At 40.3% G+C, this 20,210-nt stretch carries 15 protein-coding genes and 2 tRNA genes; 11 read left to right on the top strand and 6 right to left on the bottom strand.

The genetic code is table 11. The features are described 5' to 3' along the window. Window positions 1–100 precede the first annotated feature (100 nt). Together KZP23_RS06315 and KZP23_RS06320 are read right to left on the bottom strand one after the other, a co-directional pair. Window positions 101–946, bottom strand: coding sequence for an alpha/beta hydrolase (locus KZP23_RS06315; protein WP_226335253.1), 846 nt, complete (start codon window positions 944–946; stop codon window positions 101–103). 31 nt (window positions 947–977) lie between these two features. Beyond that, entirely contained in the window at window positions 978–2,483 is a 1,506-nt protein-coding gene (locus KZP23_RS06320) for a M14 family metallopeptidase (protein WP_226335254.1), read from the bottom strand. A gap of 210 nt (window positions 2,484–2,693) precedes the next feature. On the opposite strand from KZP23_RS06320, the gene KZP23_RS06325 reads away from it, so the two are divergent. The 4 genes from KZP23_RS06325 to KZP23_RS06340 all read left to right on the top strand — a co-directional run bounded on the left by KZP23_RS06325 (window position 2,694) and on the right by KZP23_RS06340 (window position 9,902). Then, entirely contained in the window at window positions 2,694–3,707 is a 1,014-nt protein-coding gene (locus KZP23_RS06325) for a dipeptide epimerase (protein WP_226335255.1), read from the top strand. 35 nt (window positions 3,708–3,742) lie between these two features. Further along, window positions 3,743–4,801 carry an aminotransferase class I/II-fold pyridoxal phosphate-dependent enzyme gene (locus KZP23_RS06330; protein WP_226335256.1) on the top strand — a complete coding sequence of 353 codons (1,059 nt, stop codon included), beginning with the start codon at window positions 3,743–3,745 and terminating at the stop codon, window positions 4,799–4,801. Between the two features lie 431 nt (window positions 4,802–5,232). After that, window positions 5,233–8,298, top strand: a complete 3,066-nt coding sequence (locus KZP23_RS06335; RefSeq protein ID WP_226335257.1) for a SusC/RagA family TonB-linked outer membrane protein — start codon at window positions 5,233–5,235, stop codon at window positions 8,296–8,298. Window positions 8,299–8,300: 2 nt separating this feature from the next. Continuing rightward, the gene (locus KZP23_RS06340) at window positions 8,301–9,902 is read left to right on the top strand and encodes a SusD/RagB family nutrient-binding outer membrane lipoprotein (protein ID WP_226335258.1); all 1,602 of its coding nucleotides are present in this window, start codon (window positions 8,301–8,303) and stop codon (window positions 9,900–9,902) included. A 71-nt stretch (window positions 9,903–9,973) separates the two neighbouring features. On the opposite strand, the gene KZP23_RS06345 is transcribed toward KZP23_RS06340, so the two are convergent. Next, window positions 9,974–11,113 carry a DUF4221 family protein gene (locus KZP23_RS06345; protein WP_226335259.1) on the bottom strand — a complete coding sequence of 380 codons (1,140 nt, stop codon included), beginning with the start codon at window positions 11,111–11,113 and terminating at the stop codon, window positions 9,974–9,976. Window positions 11,114–11,424: 311 nt separating this feature from the next. Further along, the gene (locus KZP23_RS06350; protein WP_226335260.1) at window positions 11,425–11,967 is read right to left on the bottom strand and encodes an RNA methyltransferase; all 543 of its coding nucleotides are present in this window, start codon (window positions 11,965–11,967) and stop codon (window positions 11,425–11,427) included. 88 nt (window positions 11,968–12,055) lie between these two features. Between KZP23_RS06350 and mutS the strand changes: the two genes are divergently transcribed. From mutS to KZP23_RS06370, 4 genes are all read left to right on the top strand, one after another. After that, entirely contained in the window at window positions 12,056–14,665 is a 2,610-nt protein-coding gene (gene mutS / locus KZP23_RS06355) for a DNA mismatch repair protein MutS (protein WP_226335261.1), read from the top strand. Window positions 14,666–14,814: 149 nt separating this feature from the next. After that, window positions 14,815–14,887, top strand: a tRNA-Gly gene (locus tag KZP23_RS06360). Between the two features lie 94 nt (window positions 14,888–14,981). Next, a tRNA-Leu gene (locus tag KZP23_RS06365) sits at window positions 14,982–15,065 on the top strand. A gap of 43 nt (window positions 15,066–15,108) precedes the next feature. Next, window positions 15,109–15,348, top strand: coding sequence for a GIY-YIG nuclease family protein (locus KZP23_RS06370; RefSeq protein ID WP_226335262.1), 240 nt, complete (start codon window positions 15,109–15,111; stop codon window positions 15,346–15,348). A gap of 32 nt (window positions 15,349–15,380) precedes the next feature. On the opposite strand, the gene KZP23_RS06375 is transcribed toward KZP23_RS06370, so the two are convergent. Continuing rightward, entirely contained in the window at window positions 15,381–16,712 is a 1,332-nt protein-coding gene (locus KZP23_RS06375; RefSeq protein WP_317198066.1) for an IS4 family transposase, read from the bottom strand. Window positions 16,713–16,997: 285 nt separating this feature from the next. Here KZP23_RS06375 and KZP23_RS06380 point away from each other — a divergent pair, with 285 nt between their 5' ends. Continuing rightward, the gene (locus tag KZP23_RS06380) at window positions 16,998–17,141 is read left to right on the top strand and encodes a GIY-YIG nuclease family protein (protein WP_226335263.1); all 144 of its coding nucleotides are present in this window, start codon (window positions 16,998–17,000) and stop codon (window positions 17,139–17,141) included. Window positions 17,142–17,544: 403 nt separating this feature from the next. Further along, complete coding sequence (locus KZP23_RS06385; RefSeq protein ID WP_226335264.1) at window positions 17,545–18,348, top strand: hypothetical protein; 804 nt, start codon at window positions 17,545–17,547, stop codon at window positions 18,346–18,348. Window positions 18,349–18,435: 87 nt separating this feature from the next. Here the strand turns inward: KZP23_RS06385 and KZP23_RS06390 are convergent, their stop codons facing one another. After that, entirely contained in the window at window positions 18,436–18,756 is a 321-nt protein-coding gene (locus KZP23_RS06390) for a biopolymer transporter ExbD (protein WP_226335265.1), read from the bottom strand. Between the two features lie 168 nt (window positions 18,757–18,924). Here KZP23_RS06390 and KZP23_RS06395 point away from each other — a divergent pair, with 168 nt between their 5' ends. Beyond that, entirely contained in the window at window positions 18,925–20,127 is a 1,203-nt protein-coding gene (locus tag KZP23_RS06395) for a CehA/McbA family metallohydrolase domain-containing protein (RefSeq protein WP_226335266.1), read from the top strand. The last annotated feature ends 83 nt before the right edge of the window (window positions 20,128–20,210 follow it).

Consider the following 20,210-nt stretch of genomic DNA (forward strand, 5'->3'; position numbering starts at 1 on the left):
TTTGGATTGGATTGGGATTCAAAAAATGTCGGTTCAAAATAATGAAATGATCCTTAAGCGGCACTTTTTTCCATAAGCAGGCCAGGTTTGCTAATTGGGTTTATTTTATTTCTATAATTGGTTCAGGGTTTAAGTATCCCAAGGACTGTAAGAATTGATCGGTTTTGATGATGGTATCTTTGTAATGCTCAAAGTGAGAATAATTAAAAAAGCCATGTTCTTCGTCTTCATAGAGGAAGAGTGGACATAGACCCCCCAATTTTTCACTGACCCTTTGGTAATATTTTGCTGTTTCTACGGGGATCAGCTTGTCTTTGGTACCAAGGAAGAAGATGGTAGGAGGAAGGCTCTTTTTCAAATTGTGTAAAGGTGAGAAATCTTTGTAATCATCACCAATGCGATCATAGCCATAGCCTCCGGGGCCATTGTCAATGACCGGATTGAAAAGGATCAAGGCATCGGGAACACAACTGGTTTTGGCATCATCATTAGGATCATTGAAGCCTGGAATTATGGCTGTTGCAGCAGCCAGATGTCCGCCTGCAGATCCTCCTGCTGCAATGATTCGATTAGGATCTATATTAAACTTTTTCGCATTTTTTCGTATGTACCTAATGGCTGATTTGGCATCCATCAATGATTCAAAAGGGCTAGTACCATGAATGTTTTTTACCCTGTAATCTACCAAAAAGCATACTAAGCCTCTTTGAGAAAAGTATTGGGCATGGTGTTGAAATTGGTTTTTATTGCCTCCCACCCAGCCCCCTCCAAAGAAGAAAAGCATGGCAGGAGCAGTCTGTGAAGCATTCAAATCAGGTGGATTATAAACCTCCAAATATAAATTACTGCTGTCTGCAGTTTTGTAGAGATGTGTTTCCTGGGATAGCCCGACTGAATGGAAGGCCATAGAAAAAAGGATGAGAACGGCGAGGGGTTTAAAGTTCATTGCATTATGTTTATTGGCAATACTTTGAATATTACCAAATACTTTGTTTGAGTCCTGTTGCTTCAGGTTTTTTTAGGTTGATCAGGTAGCCGTTGACTACAGCATAAAGTAGTTCGTTATTTTTCTTAAGATAGAAATTAGGGGCACTACCTGCATTGTAGCCACTGGGAATGCTGTCATGTTCATGTAACACCAGGATAGGGAGATCATGAAATGGAGATTCAGGCATATTTTTTAATCTAATGGCCAAGAATCCTTCTTTTAAAAGTTCCAAGGCTTTTTCCCTGTCAAGATCAGAAATATCCACAATACTTTCTTCTGCTAATTTTCCTTCTACATATTCCAAGCCTGAAGCATCGAGTTCTTTATATCCAAAATATACAGACAGGTCTCCGACATCATCAATTTGACCTTTTACTGCATAGCCATTTTCCATTTCCATGTTTTGCCTTTTAATGCCCAAGTCCAATTGATACTTATTTTCTCCATCATGGATGGTAACATTTTTTAGGATTAAGTCCATCAGTTTGCGGTCATTGTCCGGGATGCGGAAATAGTCTTCCACTGCATATGCTGTATAATCCCCGTGGGCAATTTCATATAAGGCATTGAGGATAATCATGAAGTTGAGCTGTCTGATATACTGTTTTTCGGGGTCATTGGGATAGCCTCCTGATTCTATGAGAATGGTGCTGGTTCCCCATTTTTGGAAGTTGTCACCAAATGCCCTTGGTTCAAAAGCATCATCATATTTGCCCACTTGTTCGGGAATGACTTTTTGGAGGATCCTATTCATACCTACGATTACCTGCATGGCATTTGCCCTTACATCATTGATTTCAGTTTTGTGATTGAAGGCGGGAGCCAAGACTGAGATGGTTGCTGGTTTTGCTGTTTGTTCTACATTGTAATAGATCTGCTGATCGTGCAGGTTAAAGCCAAAGCTTGGTGCAAATGCTTCCCTTGCAGCTTTTAAGATGCTGGCCTCAGGAGACACCTCTTTGATGGCATCCCTGTTGAGGTCGATACCATAGGCATTTCTTCTGGTAAAGACCTCTGCTCCATCAGGGTTAAGCATTGGGATAAACCTGATTTTGAGGTTTTTCCTGATCACATTTCTGATAATATTAAAACTGTCATTTTTGGCTTCCAAGAAATTAAAGAGATCAAATAAGGCCATGGTTGCTGTGCTTTCATCACCGTGCATCTGGGACCAAAGCAATACTTTGGTTTCACCTTCACCAAATTCCAGCTGTTGGATAGAACGTCCTTGTACGGATTTTCCCAGTTCTTCCACCTTAAAAGCCCCTCTGTGCTTCTTGATCAATGGCTGTATATCCCTGTGCTTAAACCTGCGATGGGTGATGGCCGATTCCCTGGAAGTTTCAAAGGCTGCATTCAGGGTGGCCGGATTGAGCCGCTGTAATTTGCTTTGTGGTTTCTCGCAGGAAAAGCACAAACATAAAAACAGTAAAATAAAAGGGACACTTACTTTTGAATTCAGCTTATGTATTTGGGTGAAATGATTTTTGTGCATCTTGTTTTGTTTTTTTGGCATGGCATTTCATCAAATCAAGGATGAAATTACTTTAGTAAGCCTGTTTTTTCGATCACTGAAATCAGTGAAATTAAGCGAAATGCTTTATAGTCAGGTATAGGAAATTATAAATCACTTTTTATTGTCAATCAAAATACTAAACTTAATGCATATATAATATGGAATCACTCGAATAAACCCCAATATATCATGAGGCTACAAGTCTTTATCAAACAGCTTCCATTGAAGCATACCTTTACCATAGCACATCAAAGTAGGGATGTGCAGGAGACCCTTATTGTCAAATTGGAAGATGGAGGGCTATTTGGACTGGGGGAGTCCACTACCAATCCGTTTTATGGGATGACAGTGGAAAATATGGGGGCTGCTTTGGAGGCGGCAAGGCCAGTAGTAGAAAAAGGAGATTGGGAAAGTCCCGAGCAACTTTGGGAAATGTGTAAGGATATTTTTGCTAGGAACCCCTTTGCCCAATGTGCCTTGGATTTGGCTGCATGGGATCTTTTTACCAAGAAGCAAGGCCTCAAACTTTATGAATACCTCAAACTGGACCCTGCGACTATACCGACTACCAATTTTACCATAGGAATAGCCAGTACAGAGAAAATGGTTGAAAAGATGAAAGAGCTGGATTGGCCTATCTATAAGATCAAACTGGGAACGGATCATGATATGGAAATCATCAGGGAGCTCAGAAAGCATACAGATGCAATATTTAGGATAGATGCCAACTGTGCCTGGACGGCTGATCAGGCAATCACTTATTCTTCAGAACTGCAAAAACTCAATGTAGAGTTTATGGAGCAGCCCTTGGGCAAAGATGATATGGAAGGGATGAAGGAAGTTTATCAACATAGTAAGTTGCCTGTGATAGCAGATGAAAGTTGTATTGTAGAAGCAGATGTGGAGAAATGTCATGGACTTTTTCATGGTATTAATGTAAAGCTGGTTAAGGCTGGAGGGATTACTCCGGGGCTTAGGATGTTATACAAAGCCAAGAAGTTAGGTATGAAAACGATGGTAGGTTGTATGACCGAATCTTCGGTGGGGATTTCAGCGATTGCCCATATCGCTCCATTATTGGATTATGTGGATATGGATGGGGCCATGCTTTTGTCCAAGGACATAGCCACGGGAGTTACCATAGTGCCCGGAAGGGTCACTTTTCCTGAGGGACCGGGGATTGGAGCAAAGCTTTTGGATTAAATTATTTTTAGGTAAACTGGTAATTTGGGACTTAAATGCAACACCATTCAATCTCGCATAAAATAGGCCGTACTATTCCCTGGCAAGGGAAAGATTACCTGTATTTTAGTGGAACGGCTTATTTAGGGATGGGAAGTGTGCCTGAATTTGAGGAGATGATCATGGCGGGCTTGGTGCAGTATGGGCCAAATCATGGGGCCAGTAGGTTTAGTAATGTACAGCTTCAGGTTTATGAGGAACTTGAGGAGTATTTTGCTGCTGAATCAGGGGCGCCATATGCCGCTTTATTGAGCAGTGGTTTTATGGCAGGGTATATTTGTCACAGCATATTGGGAGAAATATGTGATGAGTTATGGCCTGCTCCAGATGCCCACCCTGCTATATTGCCCAATAACCTTGATGTAGATATAAATTGCGCTTTTGGGGATTTTGCCCAGAACTGCATTAAAAAAAGCCATACTTGTGAAGGTAAGACCATAGGTATTTTATGCAACGCCGTGGACACCATAAAACCTGCTATTCATGATTTTCAGTGGGTGGAAAGACTGTCTTCGGCAAATGACTACTATTTGCTGATAGATGATAGTCATGCTTTTGGGATTTTTGGAAAAGGTATTTTTGGAACCTATGCAGTATGGAAAGAGCTTCCAGTAAAATTGATAGTGACAGGATCCCTTGGAAAAGCGCTGGCTACTCCAGCAGGGGTAATTTTGGGAGAAGCGGCCTTTGTGGCTAAGGTAAAAAATAGCACTATATTCAGAGGGGCTTCTCCTGCTGCGCCAGGCAATTGTCAGGCATTCTTGCGGGCAGACAGGCTTTTTTTCCGTCAGCAGCAATCGCTAAGAGAGAATATGTCATATGTTTTTGATAAAATCAAAGACTTACAGGGATTACGCTTTGAGCAGGATTTTCCCGTTATCACTTTTGAAAACACAGGATTTGCAGGACCATTGCTAGAAGCAGGGGTACTTATTTCTTCATTTTCATATCCCAGACCCGAAGATCCTCCTGTAGATAGAATCATCCTTTCAGCTTACCATAGAAGAGAGGATTTGGATTTTTTAGTTGATCAGCTGTGTCAATTATTAAGGTGATGTGACCTGTTTTTTGAGCTGAAAATTTTTTAGTTTTTTTTAAGTGATTTAACAAATTATTTTACACTAACGGAAATTTTGAAAAAAAAGGGGTAAAAAAAATAGCTATGCAACAGTAGGTACTGAAAGCCAATTTTAGCTGGATTTATCTTTCATATAATTTCAAATGAATTAGCATTTACACAGATTTTATTGTAATTTTTTATATGTAAAAAATTGTAAATCAAATAGTTAAAATATTGTTTCTGGTGTTTTTTGGAGGTGGTAAAAATATTATAGTTTGTTTAGGTCGTTTGCAAAAAAAATAGGTAAGTATTCTTATAGTTAACAGAATTTATATATTATTCAATATGGAAAAATGTAATTATTTATATTTAAAAGTGTTAAAAATACTTTATATTTAGCTTAGTATATTAAATTAAATAATCCCTATGAACAAAAATCTACAATCCCTGATGGTATTTGTGATGCTGCTGTTCAGTCAGACAGTATTAGCACAAACCAAGACGATTTCAGGAACGGTTACAGATGCGGGTGATGGAATGGCCATTCCCGGGGTAAACGTTTTTCTGAAAGGTACTACGAACGGTACTTCCACCGATTTGGATGGCAAGTATAATTTAGCCAATGTCCCAGAAGATGGTACACTGGTTTTTTCTTTTATTGGTTATGTTTCCCAAGAGGTTGCTGCAGCTGGGAAAAACACCATAGATATAAGTTTGGCTCAAGACACTGAAGAATTGGGCGAAGTGGTGGTAACCGCTTTGGGTATCAGTAAGGAAAAGGAAAAGCTGGGCTACTCCGTGACGGAAGTGGGCAGCGAGAGCTTAAACAAAGCCCGTGAAACGAATGTCGCTAATTCACTAGCTGGCCGCGTAGCGGGTTTGGTGGTGAAAGGAACAAGTAGTGGCCCTGGAGGTACTTCTAAGGTCACTTTGAGAGGGATACCTAGTATCAGTGGTTCAGGCTCTCCTTTATATGTGATCAATGGTGTGCCGATGGATAACTCCCAAAGAGGATCGGCAGGTCAATGGGGCGGTAGTGATAATGGTGATGGAATTGGTAACCTGAGTCCAGATGATATAGAGTCCATGACCGTTTTGAAAGGACAGGCGGCTTCTGCACTTTATGGTACCAGGGCTTCCAATGGTGTAATCATGATCACGACTAAAAAAGGTTCTAAAGGAGATGATTGGTCATTGAATTATACCTTAAACTATATGGCTGAAAAGGCGGTAGACTTTACTGATTTCCAGCAGGTATATGGTCAGGGTACAGGGGGAAATAAACCGGGCAGTGCAGATGAGGCAAAGACCACAGGAAGGTTGGCCTGGGGTGCTATGATGGATGGAAGTTCTGTAATTGGCTTTGATGGCAATCAGTACACTTACAGCCCAGCTTCTGAAAACTATATTGATTTTTACAGAACAGGTTCTAACCTGACCAACACGGTGTCTATTTCCAAAGGTTTTGCAGATGGTTCATTTAGATTTTCCTATTCAAATTTGAATGCACAATCCATCGTTCCTAACAGTGATGTAAACAGGAATACCTTTAACCTCAGTGTTGAGCAGAATATTTCAGATAAGATCAATATTTCTGCCATGGTCAACTATATCGATCAGCGTTCTGAAAATATTCCTTTCTTGAGTGATGGTCCTAAAAACCCAAACAACTTCCTGTTCTTGGCGCCAAATATTGACCATAATATCTTTGCTCCTGGCTATGATGAAGCGACCGGTGCTGAGACTGTTTTCAGTGATGATATCTATGTAACCAATCCTTATTTTATCACCAATCAAGGTGTAAATGACTTGGGAAGAAGAAGAATGATTACGGCTATTTCTGCAAAATATAGCTTTACGGAAAAAATCTATGCCATGTTAAGAATGGGTAATGATGTTTCCAATGATAAAGTTTTTAGTGTAGATCCCTATGGAATGGCTTATACCAATAATTTGCAAGGGGGGCTTTCTGGAAGAGGACAGTCTGAAAGATCAGAGCTAAATGTGGATGCTATTTTTGGGGCCCAGGTGGATTTGACCCAAGATATAGATTTGGATGCCATTGTAGGAGCAAGTGTTAGAAACAACAAATATGAAACTGTAGGAGTAGGTGGTAGTAGATTTGTGCTTCCTTATCTATATTCTCCTTTTAACGTGGAGGCATTTTCCAGATCTTATGATTATGATGAAAGAGAAGTTCATTCTGCGTATTACTCACTGGATTTTGGGTATAAAGACTTTTTGACTTTAACTACAACGGGTAGGTATGATACCTATAGTACCCTAGCTCCTATGAAGGATACAGGGATATTTACTACTTCAGTAACTGGAGCATTTATATTTGACAGATTATTGGATATCCCAGCGATGGATTTTGGGAAGCTTAGAGCATCTTATGCAGTAACAAGTGGTCAACCTTATGCAGCTTATTTGACCAAGTTTTATTATACCTCAGCAAATGCATATGCAGGTGTTCCTGCAGGTTCTTCTCCATTGACTTTACCCAATCAGAACTTAAAGCCATATACAACAGATGAGATTGAGATTGGTTTGGATGTAAGTTTTTTCAAGGGACGACTAGCCTTTGATGTAGCTTATTATGATAAAACTACCCATAGGGAAATTATGGATGCCAATTTGAGTATTACATCAGGATTTAATAGTTATACTGTGGCTACAGGTTCTATCAATAACAAAGGTTTGGAAGTATTGGTGACTGGCGTACCTGTAAGGAATAATGACTTCAGCTGGACGACTTCCTTTAATATGACCAGTATGAAAAATAAGGTACTCAGCACAGATAATAATAATAATCCTATAAACTTGGGACAAAATAGGGCTACTTTGGGCAATGCTGTTACGGCTTTCGTAGTGGGAGAAGCTGGACCTCAGATCAGGGCTTATGATTATGCTTATGATGATGATGGCAATATCATGGTAGACGAGGCAGGACTGCCCATTAGAGGAGAACTGAAAAATTGGGGTTCTGTATTGCCTACTTTCTATGGTGGTTGGAATAACGAATTCAGCTATAAAGGAATTAATATGTCTTTCTTGATCGATTATAGCTATGGCAATAAAGTGCTGTCGGCTACTGAATTCTATTCCCATTTCAGGGGATTGCATAAAAACACCCTTGTGGGAAGAGAAGGAGGCGTGACCAATGATGGAGTTACGGCCAGTGCCGAAGATTATTATAGGGCTTTGGCGCAGAATGTTACCTCTACTAGTGTGGTAGACGGGGATTATATCAAGTTGAGACAATTTACACTTGGTTATTCTTTACCGTCCAAAATATTTGCCAATACACCAGTATTGAAAGGTTTGGACATTTCCTTCGTGGCCAGAAACCTGGCGATTCTTATGCGAAAAGCGGATAATATAGATCCTGAGGCCAACTTTGGGTCCAATATTAATTATATTGGTATAGAAGGTACCAGTTTGCCTAGCACCAGATCTTTCGGGTTTAACCTTAACTTTAAATTGAATTGATCATGAAAAGATATATATCCTTATTCTTAACAGGATTATTGCTGGCAGTCTCTGCCTGTGATGATAATTTTGAAGATATCAATACCGACCCCAACCGAGCGGACGGTAATTTGTTTGATCCCAACCTGATTTTGCCAACCGTGTCCTATAACTACGGAAATATGGTGACAGGTTATACAGGTTCCATACTTTTCCAAAGTATGTGGGTACAGGTTTTAGCTTCTACCACTACCGGTGGGGCCAATTACTATTCCAATGGTGACAAATATGTGGCCTCTGTAAATACCAACAGTTATATTCAAAGCGTTTGGGGCGATGGCTATTCTGCTGCTTCCAGGATTTACCAGATGCAATCTTTGGCTCAGCAAAAGGGAATGACCAATTTAGATGCTGTGGGGCAAATCATGAAGATTTTGACCCTGTCCTTTGTTTCAGATATTTATGGTGATATACCTTATACTGAAGCTTTGCAAGCTGAAAATGGCATTACACAGCCCACTTATGATGCTCAGGATGCACTCTATATGAACATGTTGGAGGATCTTGATGGAGCGCTGAGTGCTTTGGGTACTGGTTCTGATGCCATTACCAATGATGTGATCTATGACGGGGATATTGCAAAATGGAAAAAATTCGGTTATTCATTGATGCTTAAGATGGCCATGAGATTGGTTAATGTGGATGCTACCACTGCCCAGACTTATGTACAAAAGGCCGTTGCTGGTGGGGTATTTGCTTCCACTGCGGATGAAGCTGTTTTGGTGTCGGACCAAACCAATGGCTATGCCAATTCCAGCGCTAATGCCCTGAATACGGTGGATGATGTGTATGAGGTGCGTTGGTCTGATAATCTGATTAATTTTATGAAGGCCGTGGATGATCCAAGGCTTCCCGTGATTGCCGAAGTGCCACCAGCTGGATTGGCAGCCAATAGAAACGGTAATGTGGTTGGTGATAATGATCCGGCTGTACAAATAGGTTTGCCAAATGGTTATGACCTTAAAGGTGGGGATACGGACATTGTGAACGAGCCTAATTATCCAGGCGCTACTGGTTCTGGGGATGATGTAGCACCAATAGGCGCCTATTCCAGACCAACTGCGATTTACAGGGATAGAGACGCTCCTATATTTGTGTTGACCTATGCAGAGGTGGAGCTATTATTGGCTGATGCGGCTTTGAGAGGTTATAGTACACCGATGACTGCTGCTGAACATTATAGAGCAGGTGTGATCGCTGCCATGACCAGTATTGGAAAATTTGGTGGTGGAGCAGTAAGTGCGTCAGATGCAGTGAGCTTTGCTGATGCCAATCCATTAGATATGAGCACTACTGAGAATGGATTGAAAATGGTCAATGAGCAGATCTGGGCTACTACAGGTGTGATGGTTAACTTTGTGGAATCTTGGAATAACTGGAAAAGATCAGGTTATCCTGAATTGACTCCAGTGACCTATACAGGTAGTTTCTCTCCAGGCCAAATTCCTAGAAGACAGCTTTATCCAGCTTCAGAAAGTACAACTAACCCTTCTAGCTTAGCTGATGCGATTGCCAGAATGGGTGGCGACACGTGGACTACAAAAGTTTGGTGGGATGTCCAATAGACATCCGATCATAATGATTTGAATAAATACAAAAGGAGGGCCGAAACCCTCCTTTTTTTGATATGGTTGATTTAAATTTCCTTCACCTCCATCACCACAAAGGCGAGTTCATCTTCTATATTGTGCTGAAAGAATATTTTATTGTCTTTTACGATATTGATAGATGAATAGAATCGTCTTGGAATTATGCTTTCGGATATTTGGTTGAAATTTTTATCGAAAACCGTTAGCACATAGGTGAACTCTTGCTGCTGGGGTGTATCTTTTCCGTAAGAAATTCTGTAATACCTTTCTTGCTCAGGGTTTACAATGAAAGGACTGAAGCTAACTACCTTGCCTGTTGATACATATGTACTCTTGAATTCTTCTTGGGAATGTACCAGGTTCTTACTGGGTTTTTGTTGTCTATTCGTGGTTAGTTTACTATCAAATGAATAATGGCTTGTGGTGTCATTTTTCATGTGGTATACGAAAAGTTCGTTAATGGAACTGTTGGAAATAATAATTTTATCCATTTCCCTTTGAAAGTAAACAGATGCACTTCTCGAAGTTCTACCACCATCCCTAATAAAATCTACCTTATAGACTTTAATGGCATCAAGTCCTTTTATGGGTTTTTTGGTTAAAGTTTTTGATTTTATATCGATTATAGCGATGCCAAGAGGTGCCCCAAAACCATTCCCATAAATCGAATAATATTTAGATGTAATGGGGTCTATAATGCCAGAGGTGTTGATACTTTCGTTTGTATTTAAACTATCCCCTCTAAGATCATCATTGTTCAATCGAAAGCTCTCCAATTTTTGACCTGTGCTATCAAAAATTTGTAATCCATGATTAAAATTATTGATCATAAATTTATCCTGGTCAAAATGATCAATGCTGGATACATAACTAGTGGTGCCATTAGGACCTTCTGTTTCGAAAGGGATTTGCCTTTCCAGTTTGTGCTCTTTTAAATTAATGACATCGATGAGGTTTTGCTTGTAATTATAGTTGAAATAATACTTTAGATCATCACTAAAGTCTGTCCTAGCCTTTTGATTTTCAATTAAAATTATGTCTTCTCCTGAATCGATAAAAAGGGTGTCTACTACTTCCAGTGTGAATTTCTTTCCGGCATTGTCAGACAAACTTGAAGTTTCCTCAGAGGTTTTTTCAGAACAAGAAGCAATCAAAAAAGGTAAAGCTGTAAAAAATAGCTTTTTCATAAGATGTAAGTTTTTGGTTCAAAATTCCCTGTAAAACTAAGGTTTTTGGAGAAAAATGCAATTGATGGGCGGCCCATGGAGGAGTCAAAGACTCCACTTTATTATCTCCGAAGGTACAGCCATCGGAGAACGGGCCGAAGCATGCAATTAGATAAACAAAAATGGAATGGTAAATTCCTGAGAATTGATGGGTCGGGATTTCAAATCCCGACCAGCGAACAGTTTTTATTTTACAGGGGAAAATCTGATATCTGTGTTTATCATATTTATCTGTGGTTGATAAAAAAGTCCTGTAAAACGAAGCAGATTGATTATTTACTCTCCAATGCTCCCATCTTTGAAATAAAATCCCAGATGGTGATGCCCATGCTTACTGAGATATTTAAGGAATGTTTGGTGCCGAATTGGGGTATTTCCAGCACATGGTCGCTGGCTTGTATGACCTCTTCTTCCACCCCGAAGACTTCATTGCCAAAGACCAGTGCATATTTTCCATCTTGTGAAGGTTGGAAATCCTGAAGCATGGTGCTTTTGTCTACTTGCTCCAAAGAACAGATTTGATAACCTTTTGCTTTGAGTGAGTCAATGGCCTCCATGGTGCTGCTTGTATGCTCCCATTCTACAGACTCGGTTGCACCTAAGGCAGTTTTTTGAATGTCTCTATGTGGTGGGGTGCCTGTGATTCCGCAAAGGTATATTTTCTCAATACGGAAAGCATCAGAAGTTCTGAAGGCGGAGCCTACATTGTTCAGGCTACGGATATTGTTCAGGACAATGACCAAAGGTATTTTGTTTGCGGTTTTATATTCTTCAACAGACAGTCTGTTGAGCTCGTCCATGCTTAATTTTTTCATTCGGTTTTTGTTTACCTTTTTGAATCGATTAATTTCAACCCTTGAATAATTTCCAAAAGTAACATTTAAGATTTAAATCCGGTAGAAGATGGCCAAAGCAAAGGCAAAAGCAGCGAAGGAAACTCCCTTGATGAAGCAATATAACAGTATCAAAGCCAAACACCCGGGGGCTTTATTGCTATTCCGAGTGGGGGATTTCTATGAGACATTTGGGGAAGATGCCATCAAGGCCAGTAAGGTGCTGGATATTGTTTTGACCAAGCGGGCCAATGGTTCGGCAAGTCATATAGAATTGGCCGGATTTCCACATCATTCCTTGGACAGCTATTTGCCCAAATTGGTGCGGGCAGGGAATAGGGTGGCCATTTGTGACCAATTGGAAGATCCAAAAGAGGTCAAGGGAATTGTAAAAAGAGGTGTGACTGAATTGGTAACCCCTGGGCTTTCCTTTAATGATAATGTACTGGATAAACGCCGTAATAATTATTTGGCTTCCATCTATTTTGGTAAGCAAAGTTTAGGAGTGGCCTTTTTGGACTTGTCCACGGGAGAATTTATGTGTGCTGAAGGAAATAATTCCTATATAGAAAAACTTTTGCAGAGTTTTAATCCTTCAGAGGTCATTTATTCTAAAGCTGATAAAGCTAAGGCGGCTGATTTGCTTAAGGATGAATATACTACTTTCCACTGTGAAGATTGGGTTTTCCAATATGATTACACCTATGAAAAGCTCACCAATCATTTTGAAACCGCTAATCTCAAAGGCTTTGGGATAGAAAATCAAGAGCATGGGATTATCGCGGCAGGAGCAGTGCTTTATTATTTGGAAGAGACTGAGCACAAAGAAGTCAAACATATCGCTGCTATTTCCAGGATAGCGGAAGAAAAGTTCGTTTGGCTGGATAAGTTTACTATCCGAAACCTAGAATTGGTTTATCCACAGCAGGAGGGTGGAGTACCACTTATCCATATTTTGGATCAAACGGTGACACCAATGGGCTCTAGGATGATGAAAAAGTGGATGGTGTTGCCATTGAAGGAAAAGGCGCCGATAGAAGAAAGGTTGAAAGTAGTGGAGTATTTCCATTCTGAACCTGAATTGAGTGAGGAAATCCTTTCGCATTTAAAACATATTGGGGATTTGGAAAGGTTGATTTCCAAAGTAGCGGTTGGCAGGATCAATCCAAGAGAAATGAACCAGCTTAAAAAGGCCTTGAAAAGTAGCTTGCCAATCAAAGACTTGCTGAAGAGCCAGAAGAATCCATCTCTGAAAAAGCTAGGAGATCAGATCAATGCCTGTGAATTTTTGCTGGAAAAAATAGAAAAGGAGCTTAAAGAAGATGCTCCCATGTTGGCTCATCAGGGAAATATCATTTGTGATGGGGTGGATGCTGAATTGGATGAATACCGTAAATTGGCTACCTCTGGAAAAGATTACCTGGTGCAGATTCAGCAAAGGGAGGTGCAGCGGACTGGTATCAGTAGTTTGAAAATTGCCTATAATAAGGTCTTTGGTTATTATTTGGAGGTTTCCAATGCCCACAAGGATAAAGTGCCTGCCGAATGGATCAGAAAGCAGACCTTGGTGAATGCCGAGCGTTATATTACCGAGGAACTAAAAGAATATGAAGATAAAATTCTTCATGCAGAAGATAAGCTAATCGTTCTCGAGCATAAGTATTTCAACCTTTTGGTGCAGAGTGCCGGGGAGTATGTTACGCAAATACAGGAGAATGCCCGGATATTGGCCACGGTGGATTGCTTGGTGTCCTTTGCCCAAGTGGCGATCAATAATCACTATTGTAGGCCAAAGGTGGCAGATACCGATACCTTGGAGATCAAGGACGGTCGTCATCCCGTGATCGAAAAGCAGCTTCCTATTGGTGAGGATTATGTGCCCAATGATATTTATTTGGATAATAGTTCACAGCAGGTCATCATTATTACAGGCCCCAATATGGCGGGTAAATCGGCCTTATTGAGGCAGACAGCCTTGATCGTATTGATGGCGCAGATGGGAAGTTTTGTGCCGGCCTCCTATGCCCGGATCGGGATCATTGACAAGGTCTTTACTAGGGTGGGGGCTTCTGATAACCTTTCAAAAGGGGAATCAACCTTTATGGTGGAGATGACTGAGACGGCCAGTATTTTGAATAATCTATCTGACAGGAGCTTGGTGTTAATGGATGAAATCGGCCGTGGTACCTCTACCTATGATGGTATTTCCATTGCTTGGTCTATTGTGGAGTTTTTGCATAACCACCCTAAGTTCAAGGCTAAGACCTTGTTTGCCACTCACTATCATGAATTGAACCAATTGGCAGAGGATTTTCCTAAAGTGAAGAACTTTAATGTTTCAGTGAAAGAGGTTGGAGATAAGGTGATCTTTATGCGTAAGCTGAAAGAAGGGGGTAGTGAACATAGTTTTGGTATTCATGTAGCGCAGATGGCCGGTATGCCTAATCCAGTGGTGTTAAGGGCGGCTGAGATTATGGGACATCTGGAGCAGGACAAGGATATGCACAAGCAACAGGAGAAAATGAAAGATGTTCCAAAGAACAATTTCCAGTTGAGTTTGTTTGAGATTGATCCAAAGTTCAAGGAGGCACAGGAGCTTTTGGATGCTATTGATATCAATACCATTTCTCCTGTTGAGGCGCTTTTGAAGCTCAATGAAATCAAGAAAAAATTAGAATAAAAAATCTTGTTGAAAATCAGTAGAATACGTGTTGTTGAGTAAAAAACAAGAAAAATTTTTATCAGAGCACTTGCGGTTTAGAAAAGTCTGCGTACATTTGCACTCACAATGACGGAGATAACACGGTCAAAGTCAATGTTTCTAAACAAGCGAAAGTAGCTCAGCTGGTAGAGCACGACCTTGCCAAGGTCGGGGTCGCGAGTTCGAATCTCGTCTTTCGCTCTCAAGGGCCCTTGTAAGAAGGGCTTTCTTGTTTCTGGAATTAGTTATTGGTTCCATAACAAGAGAAAGAAAACTTCTATTCAAACTAGAAGAAGCCGGGATGGTGGAACTGGTAGACACGCAAGACTTAAAATCTTGTGGCCATTAGGCCGTGCGGGTTCGATTCCCGCTCCTGGTACAGAAGCCTCGTAGCAATACGGGGCTTTTTGTATTTTAGTGCAATGTACATTGTTTATGCCATATCGAGTGAAGTCAGGAATTATATTTATGTAGGGTTGACTTCTGATCTGGAAAATCGTTTTCACCGTCACAATTCAGGTTATGAAAGAACCACAAAGCCTTACCGTCCTTTTAGACTGATATATAAGAAGCATTTTGAAACGCGTTTGGAAGCAAGGGATCATGAGAAATATTTGAAAGGCACATCGGGAAAACGGTTTTTGAGAGAGAATTATCTTTAAGGTTGTGCGGGCCTGTCTACCGCCCATAGCCGTCAGGCTAAGGAATTAACCGCTTGATTTAAAGATAGTTTTCCTTTCTTTCTCTCCAGCAACAATATCTTTGGTGCTATTTCAGCCAGCTTTTCCATAAAATTAATGATTTTGCGGGGCACCTTTATAGCTTCCATCAATTGGTCTGATAGGTTTTTAATATGCTTAAAATATTTCCATACGCTACACAGGACTTTTTTGTGTTTATAGATCCTTTGCTGCAACCAATTGAATATATTCATATTAAGAATGATCCAGATGAGTTTTCCATATAGCTGGCACTCAAACCTTTCTATCTTACCTGTTGTGAACTCGTTGATTGTTGCCTGTGACTTCCATACTTTGAACAACAGCTCTATCTGCCATCTGAGGGAATATACCGTTCTTATATTTTCCGCACCCAGAAACCTCCGGGGCACATTGGTAACCATTATGTTTAGCTGTGCCCTTATTTTGAAAGCAGTTGAAACCCTGTTTCCGGTTGACCGGGCCTGTTTGGATGTTTTGCGAAGCCTTTTTTCATAAGTGGCAGTATCGGCCAAAGAGATTACTGCCCGGGCCGGTATTCTCTCCTTTTTGCCCAGGAAGACCTCTACTTCCATGTGGTGCAACTGGTGCTTCTTCAGTTTTTTCAGGTAGTCCTTGACATCAATAGGGTCTTTGGATGTTGTACAGGGGTAGATATTGGTTTTCGGGGCCAGTCTGCAGACAAAATAGGCCTTTGCTGAATTTACCATGGAAAGGAAGTTCAGTGTGCAATAGCCGAGGTCTCTCAGGAAAAGGTCTCTCTCCTGGATATTATGGGTGGATTCCCTGGAATCCGACTGGTCATTCCTGACCCCGTTTGTAAGCCTGAGGTCCATGCTCTGTCCGCTGAGAAAATCATATTCGTATTGGATGCTTATCATGGAGGAGGAGTTGTGAAGGGCCCCTCGATATCCTTTGTATTTTTTGGAAAACGAATCGGGAAGGGCAAATTTTGTGGAATCCTTTATCCTGATCCTGTTGAAATGGCTCTTAAGAATATTTATGTTTCCCGGATATTGGATCCTTTGGGACAAAAGATTATCCAGGCAGCTTTTCAGGAATCCCACCGCTTTGCTGCTGAAGCGGTCATGAAGTGACTGTTTAGTGATTTTAATCCCAAAATCCTTGAAAAGATAGGATACCATGTCCAAAAGACTGAAATGGTCGCCCCTATGATAAGCAAAGACCAAACTGAAAAGAAATTGAAAACCGTCAAGCTTGGATTTCCTTACCAGAAAGCCACTCTTTCTGGCCAGGGAATTAATGTTGCCGGGATCAAATACAAAATTGATTTTTTCTGCTAAAATTCTTTCTTTTTTCCGTAAATATCTTCGGTAATTATCTCTTAATCATTAAAAAATTTAATATATTTAATAAAGAAAAAGGCGGTAAACCACCACGTTAAGCCGCCTTTTTCAACCAAACAAACAGACACAAATATGAACAAAAGGAAGAATGATCCCAAGGGGGATCTACGCCTTATTTGTAACGCGCTCACCAGTAACGTGTTACAGCCTTAAACTGACGGCTATGGCCGGCGAGGCAGGTACAGAAGCCTCGTAGCAATACGGGGCTTTTTGTATTTTAGGGAAATGTATATTGTTTATGCCATATCGAGTGAAATCAGGAATTATATTTATGTAGGGTTGACTTCTGATCTGGAAAATCGTTTGGGATCAAGCGGAAAAGTTGGAGGAAAACAGTCTATTTTAGTTTTGATATGCGCTATTTATTAACCACAGATGGACTAAAGATGAAGACGGATATGCTTATTTATTATACATCTGTGTTCATCCTTTTCATCTGTGGTTAATATATCAATTTAGAAAGTTTGTGCGCTATAATTATTGTTTGTGATTTCTTTGTCGAGTCGAGGCTTTTTGTACTAGTAGTCATAATCCCAAAATCTTAATATGACCCAAGGGCTTTTCAATGATTTAATTTTAAAATAGTCCTTTTTAGTTAACAATAAGCCTCTGATGATGTGTTTAGCATTTTAATTGATTTAATCCACTTTTATGGTGGTGTACAATGTTGGCCTTATTGTTGATGTTGAGGGATACCTAATATATATTTACTATAATGTCCAAATGGCATTTAATTGTTTCTGTTTACCGTCACCATCAAAACTATAATATTATGAAAAAGATACTCGGAGTATTTTTGTCAGTACTTGTGGTCTTGGTCTCATGTACCAATAATGAAGGACCTGAGACGCCTGCTGGAGAAGCACCTGTCTTGCCACCGGAATTGAGTATGGCGCCAGATATGAGCATGTTTGATGACCAAGGGTCGGAAGGTAATCGTGAAATACAAGTAGGTAATTGGGCCTATGCTGCGATTAATGTCGGGGTGTATTCAGCCATACTGTATCAACACCTTGTCATCCCAGTGACTGCATTTAAGGCCACTATAGGTACAGATGCTATGTATAATGAATCAGAAGGCTTATGGGTTTGGGAAAAGGCTTTTGAGATAAGCGGAAAGGGTTCATATAGTATTAGACTAACAGCTGAAGTGCTTGAAGAGGATGTTTTTTGGATGGGGTATATTTCCGGTGAGGGGGTAAGCAACTTTGTGTGGTTTACTGGTGAGTCCAATAAAAATGGAGAAGAAGGTAGTTGGAACCTTTATGAGGGGCCCGAAAGCGCCAGTGTATGGCTTTCCAATAGATGGGAAATTGATAGGGAAGCAGAGAGTGGCTTTACCAAATTTACTGTAGAAAAAGAAGGGGAACACATGGGGAGTTCCATCAGGTATGCTGTAAATACTGATGAGTATTTTGATAGAATGGTTACTATCGTCAATGCAGCTGAAGAAAACACGATTTATGTGGATTGGAGGAGTGAGGAGAAAAATGGAAGAGTAAAGAGTTTAGCCCATTTTGGAGATGAATTGTTTCACTGTTGGGATGGTAGCTTGCAAAATGTAGATTGTGAGTAACAAAAGCAGTCTATTGATAGCTATAAAGCCCGATGAACTTCTGTTTACCGGGCTTTTGTTGTCTTAGGGGGTAGGCATTAACTTTGTCTAAAGTGATTCATATTTTAGTTTTCTGAAATCATTTTCCCTTAAGATATATTGTATATCAGCGATTGTGCCCATTTTTACATTTTTTCCAGCTTTGATGCTGATGATCTTATGCTTTTTTTTGCCTTTGAGATGCTCTGTTATTGATGCGGACAGTTGGCCCTTAGGGATTGTCTCGCCATTGAGATATAATTGTCCCTTTGAATGGTGGATAATGAGCGTATTGGATTCATTAGATATTGTGGATAATTCCTCTCCAGTATCGCAGGCCAATAGGGTACAGGCAAGTACCATAAGCGAATATAATAAATGTAGTTTCATGATTATTGTATTTTGCTTTGATTGGTTTCAATGTATTAAAAAATTAGTTCAAATAAAACTATGTGATTAGTTTTATTTGATAAGTGTAATATAATTTTGATCATTGCCCATTTTGCTTCTTTAAATGCTATATTGACTTAGGTTTTGTCAGAACAAAAAAATGATGCAATGAGATTGATTCAGCTTTTATTACTGCTAATTGTTATTGCGGCTTGTGACAGCAGCGAGGAAACAGTTGAAGAGAAAAACTGGTATAAAGGGAACTTGCATACCCATTCTTATTGGAGTGATGGAGATGATTACCCGGAGATGATCATGGATTGGTATAAATCCCATGGATATGATTTTGCTGTATTGTCAGATCATAATGTGTTGGCCAGGCAGGAAAAGTGGAAACTGATTCCAAAATCACCTACGCACAAAAAGGCATTAGATAAGTATTTGGCAAAATTTGGTGAGGAATGGGTTGAATATCGAGAAGACTCAGCAGGGAGGGTGGAAGTGAGGCTGAAAAAATTGGAAGAGTATAGAGGGCTTTTTGAAGAAGATGGCAAATTTCTGATTATTGAATCAGAAGAGATTACGGCAGGTTTCGAGAAAAAGCCCTTGCACATGAATGTTACCAATATTCAAGAATTCATTGCACCGCAGGGAGGCAGTTCGGTACCTGAAATTTTGCAGAACAATTTGGATGAGGTGAAGGAGCAGCGAGAGGCAACAGGCGAGCCCATGTTTTTGCATATCAACCATCCTAATTTTGGCTGGGCAATTACACCTGAGGATATCATGCAGCTCAATGGTGAAAGATTTTTTGAGGTATATAATGGCCATCCTTATGTGAATAATTATGGTGATTCTTTGCGACCAAGTATGGAGGTGCTTTGGGATAAGGTGCAAGTGGCTTATCTGCAGGCTGGCAAGCCATTATTATATGGCTTAGCTGTGGATGATGCACATCATTATCATGTTTTTAATGAGAAGAGCAGTAATCCTGGGCGCGGTTGGGTGGTTGTAAGATCTGCTGAACTTGCGCCAGCTGCACTGGTGGAGGCAATGGAGGCAGGAGATTTCTATGCATCGACGGGGGTAAGTTTAGAAAAATTGGACTTCGACGGAAGGACCTTAAGTCTGAAAATTGAGGAAGAGGAAGGTGTAGACTATACCGTTCAATTTTTTGGTACCAGAACATCCAGTCCAGAAATGTACGGTGAATTGTTTAAGGAAGTCGAAGGCTCTCAGGCTGAATATACCATGCAAAAGGAAGATATGTATGTTAGGGCAAAAATTGTTTCTAATAAGTTAAAGGAAAATCCATATAAACCTGGGGATACTGAGGTAGCTTGGACGCAACCTGTACGTATGGAACAGTAAGATTTAGGGATAGGAACTGTCATTTGGATTGAAAATAAAGCTTTGGGATTAAAGAAGTGTTTTGTTTACGCTATTTTTTTAGG

The organism is Echinicola marina (assembly GCF_020463795.1).
GTDB classification, from domain to species: domain Bacteria; phylum Bacteroidota; class Bacteroidia; order Cytophagales; family Cyclobacteriaceae; genus Echinicola; species Echinicola marina.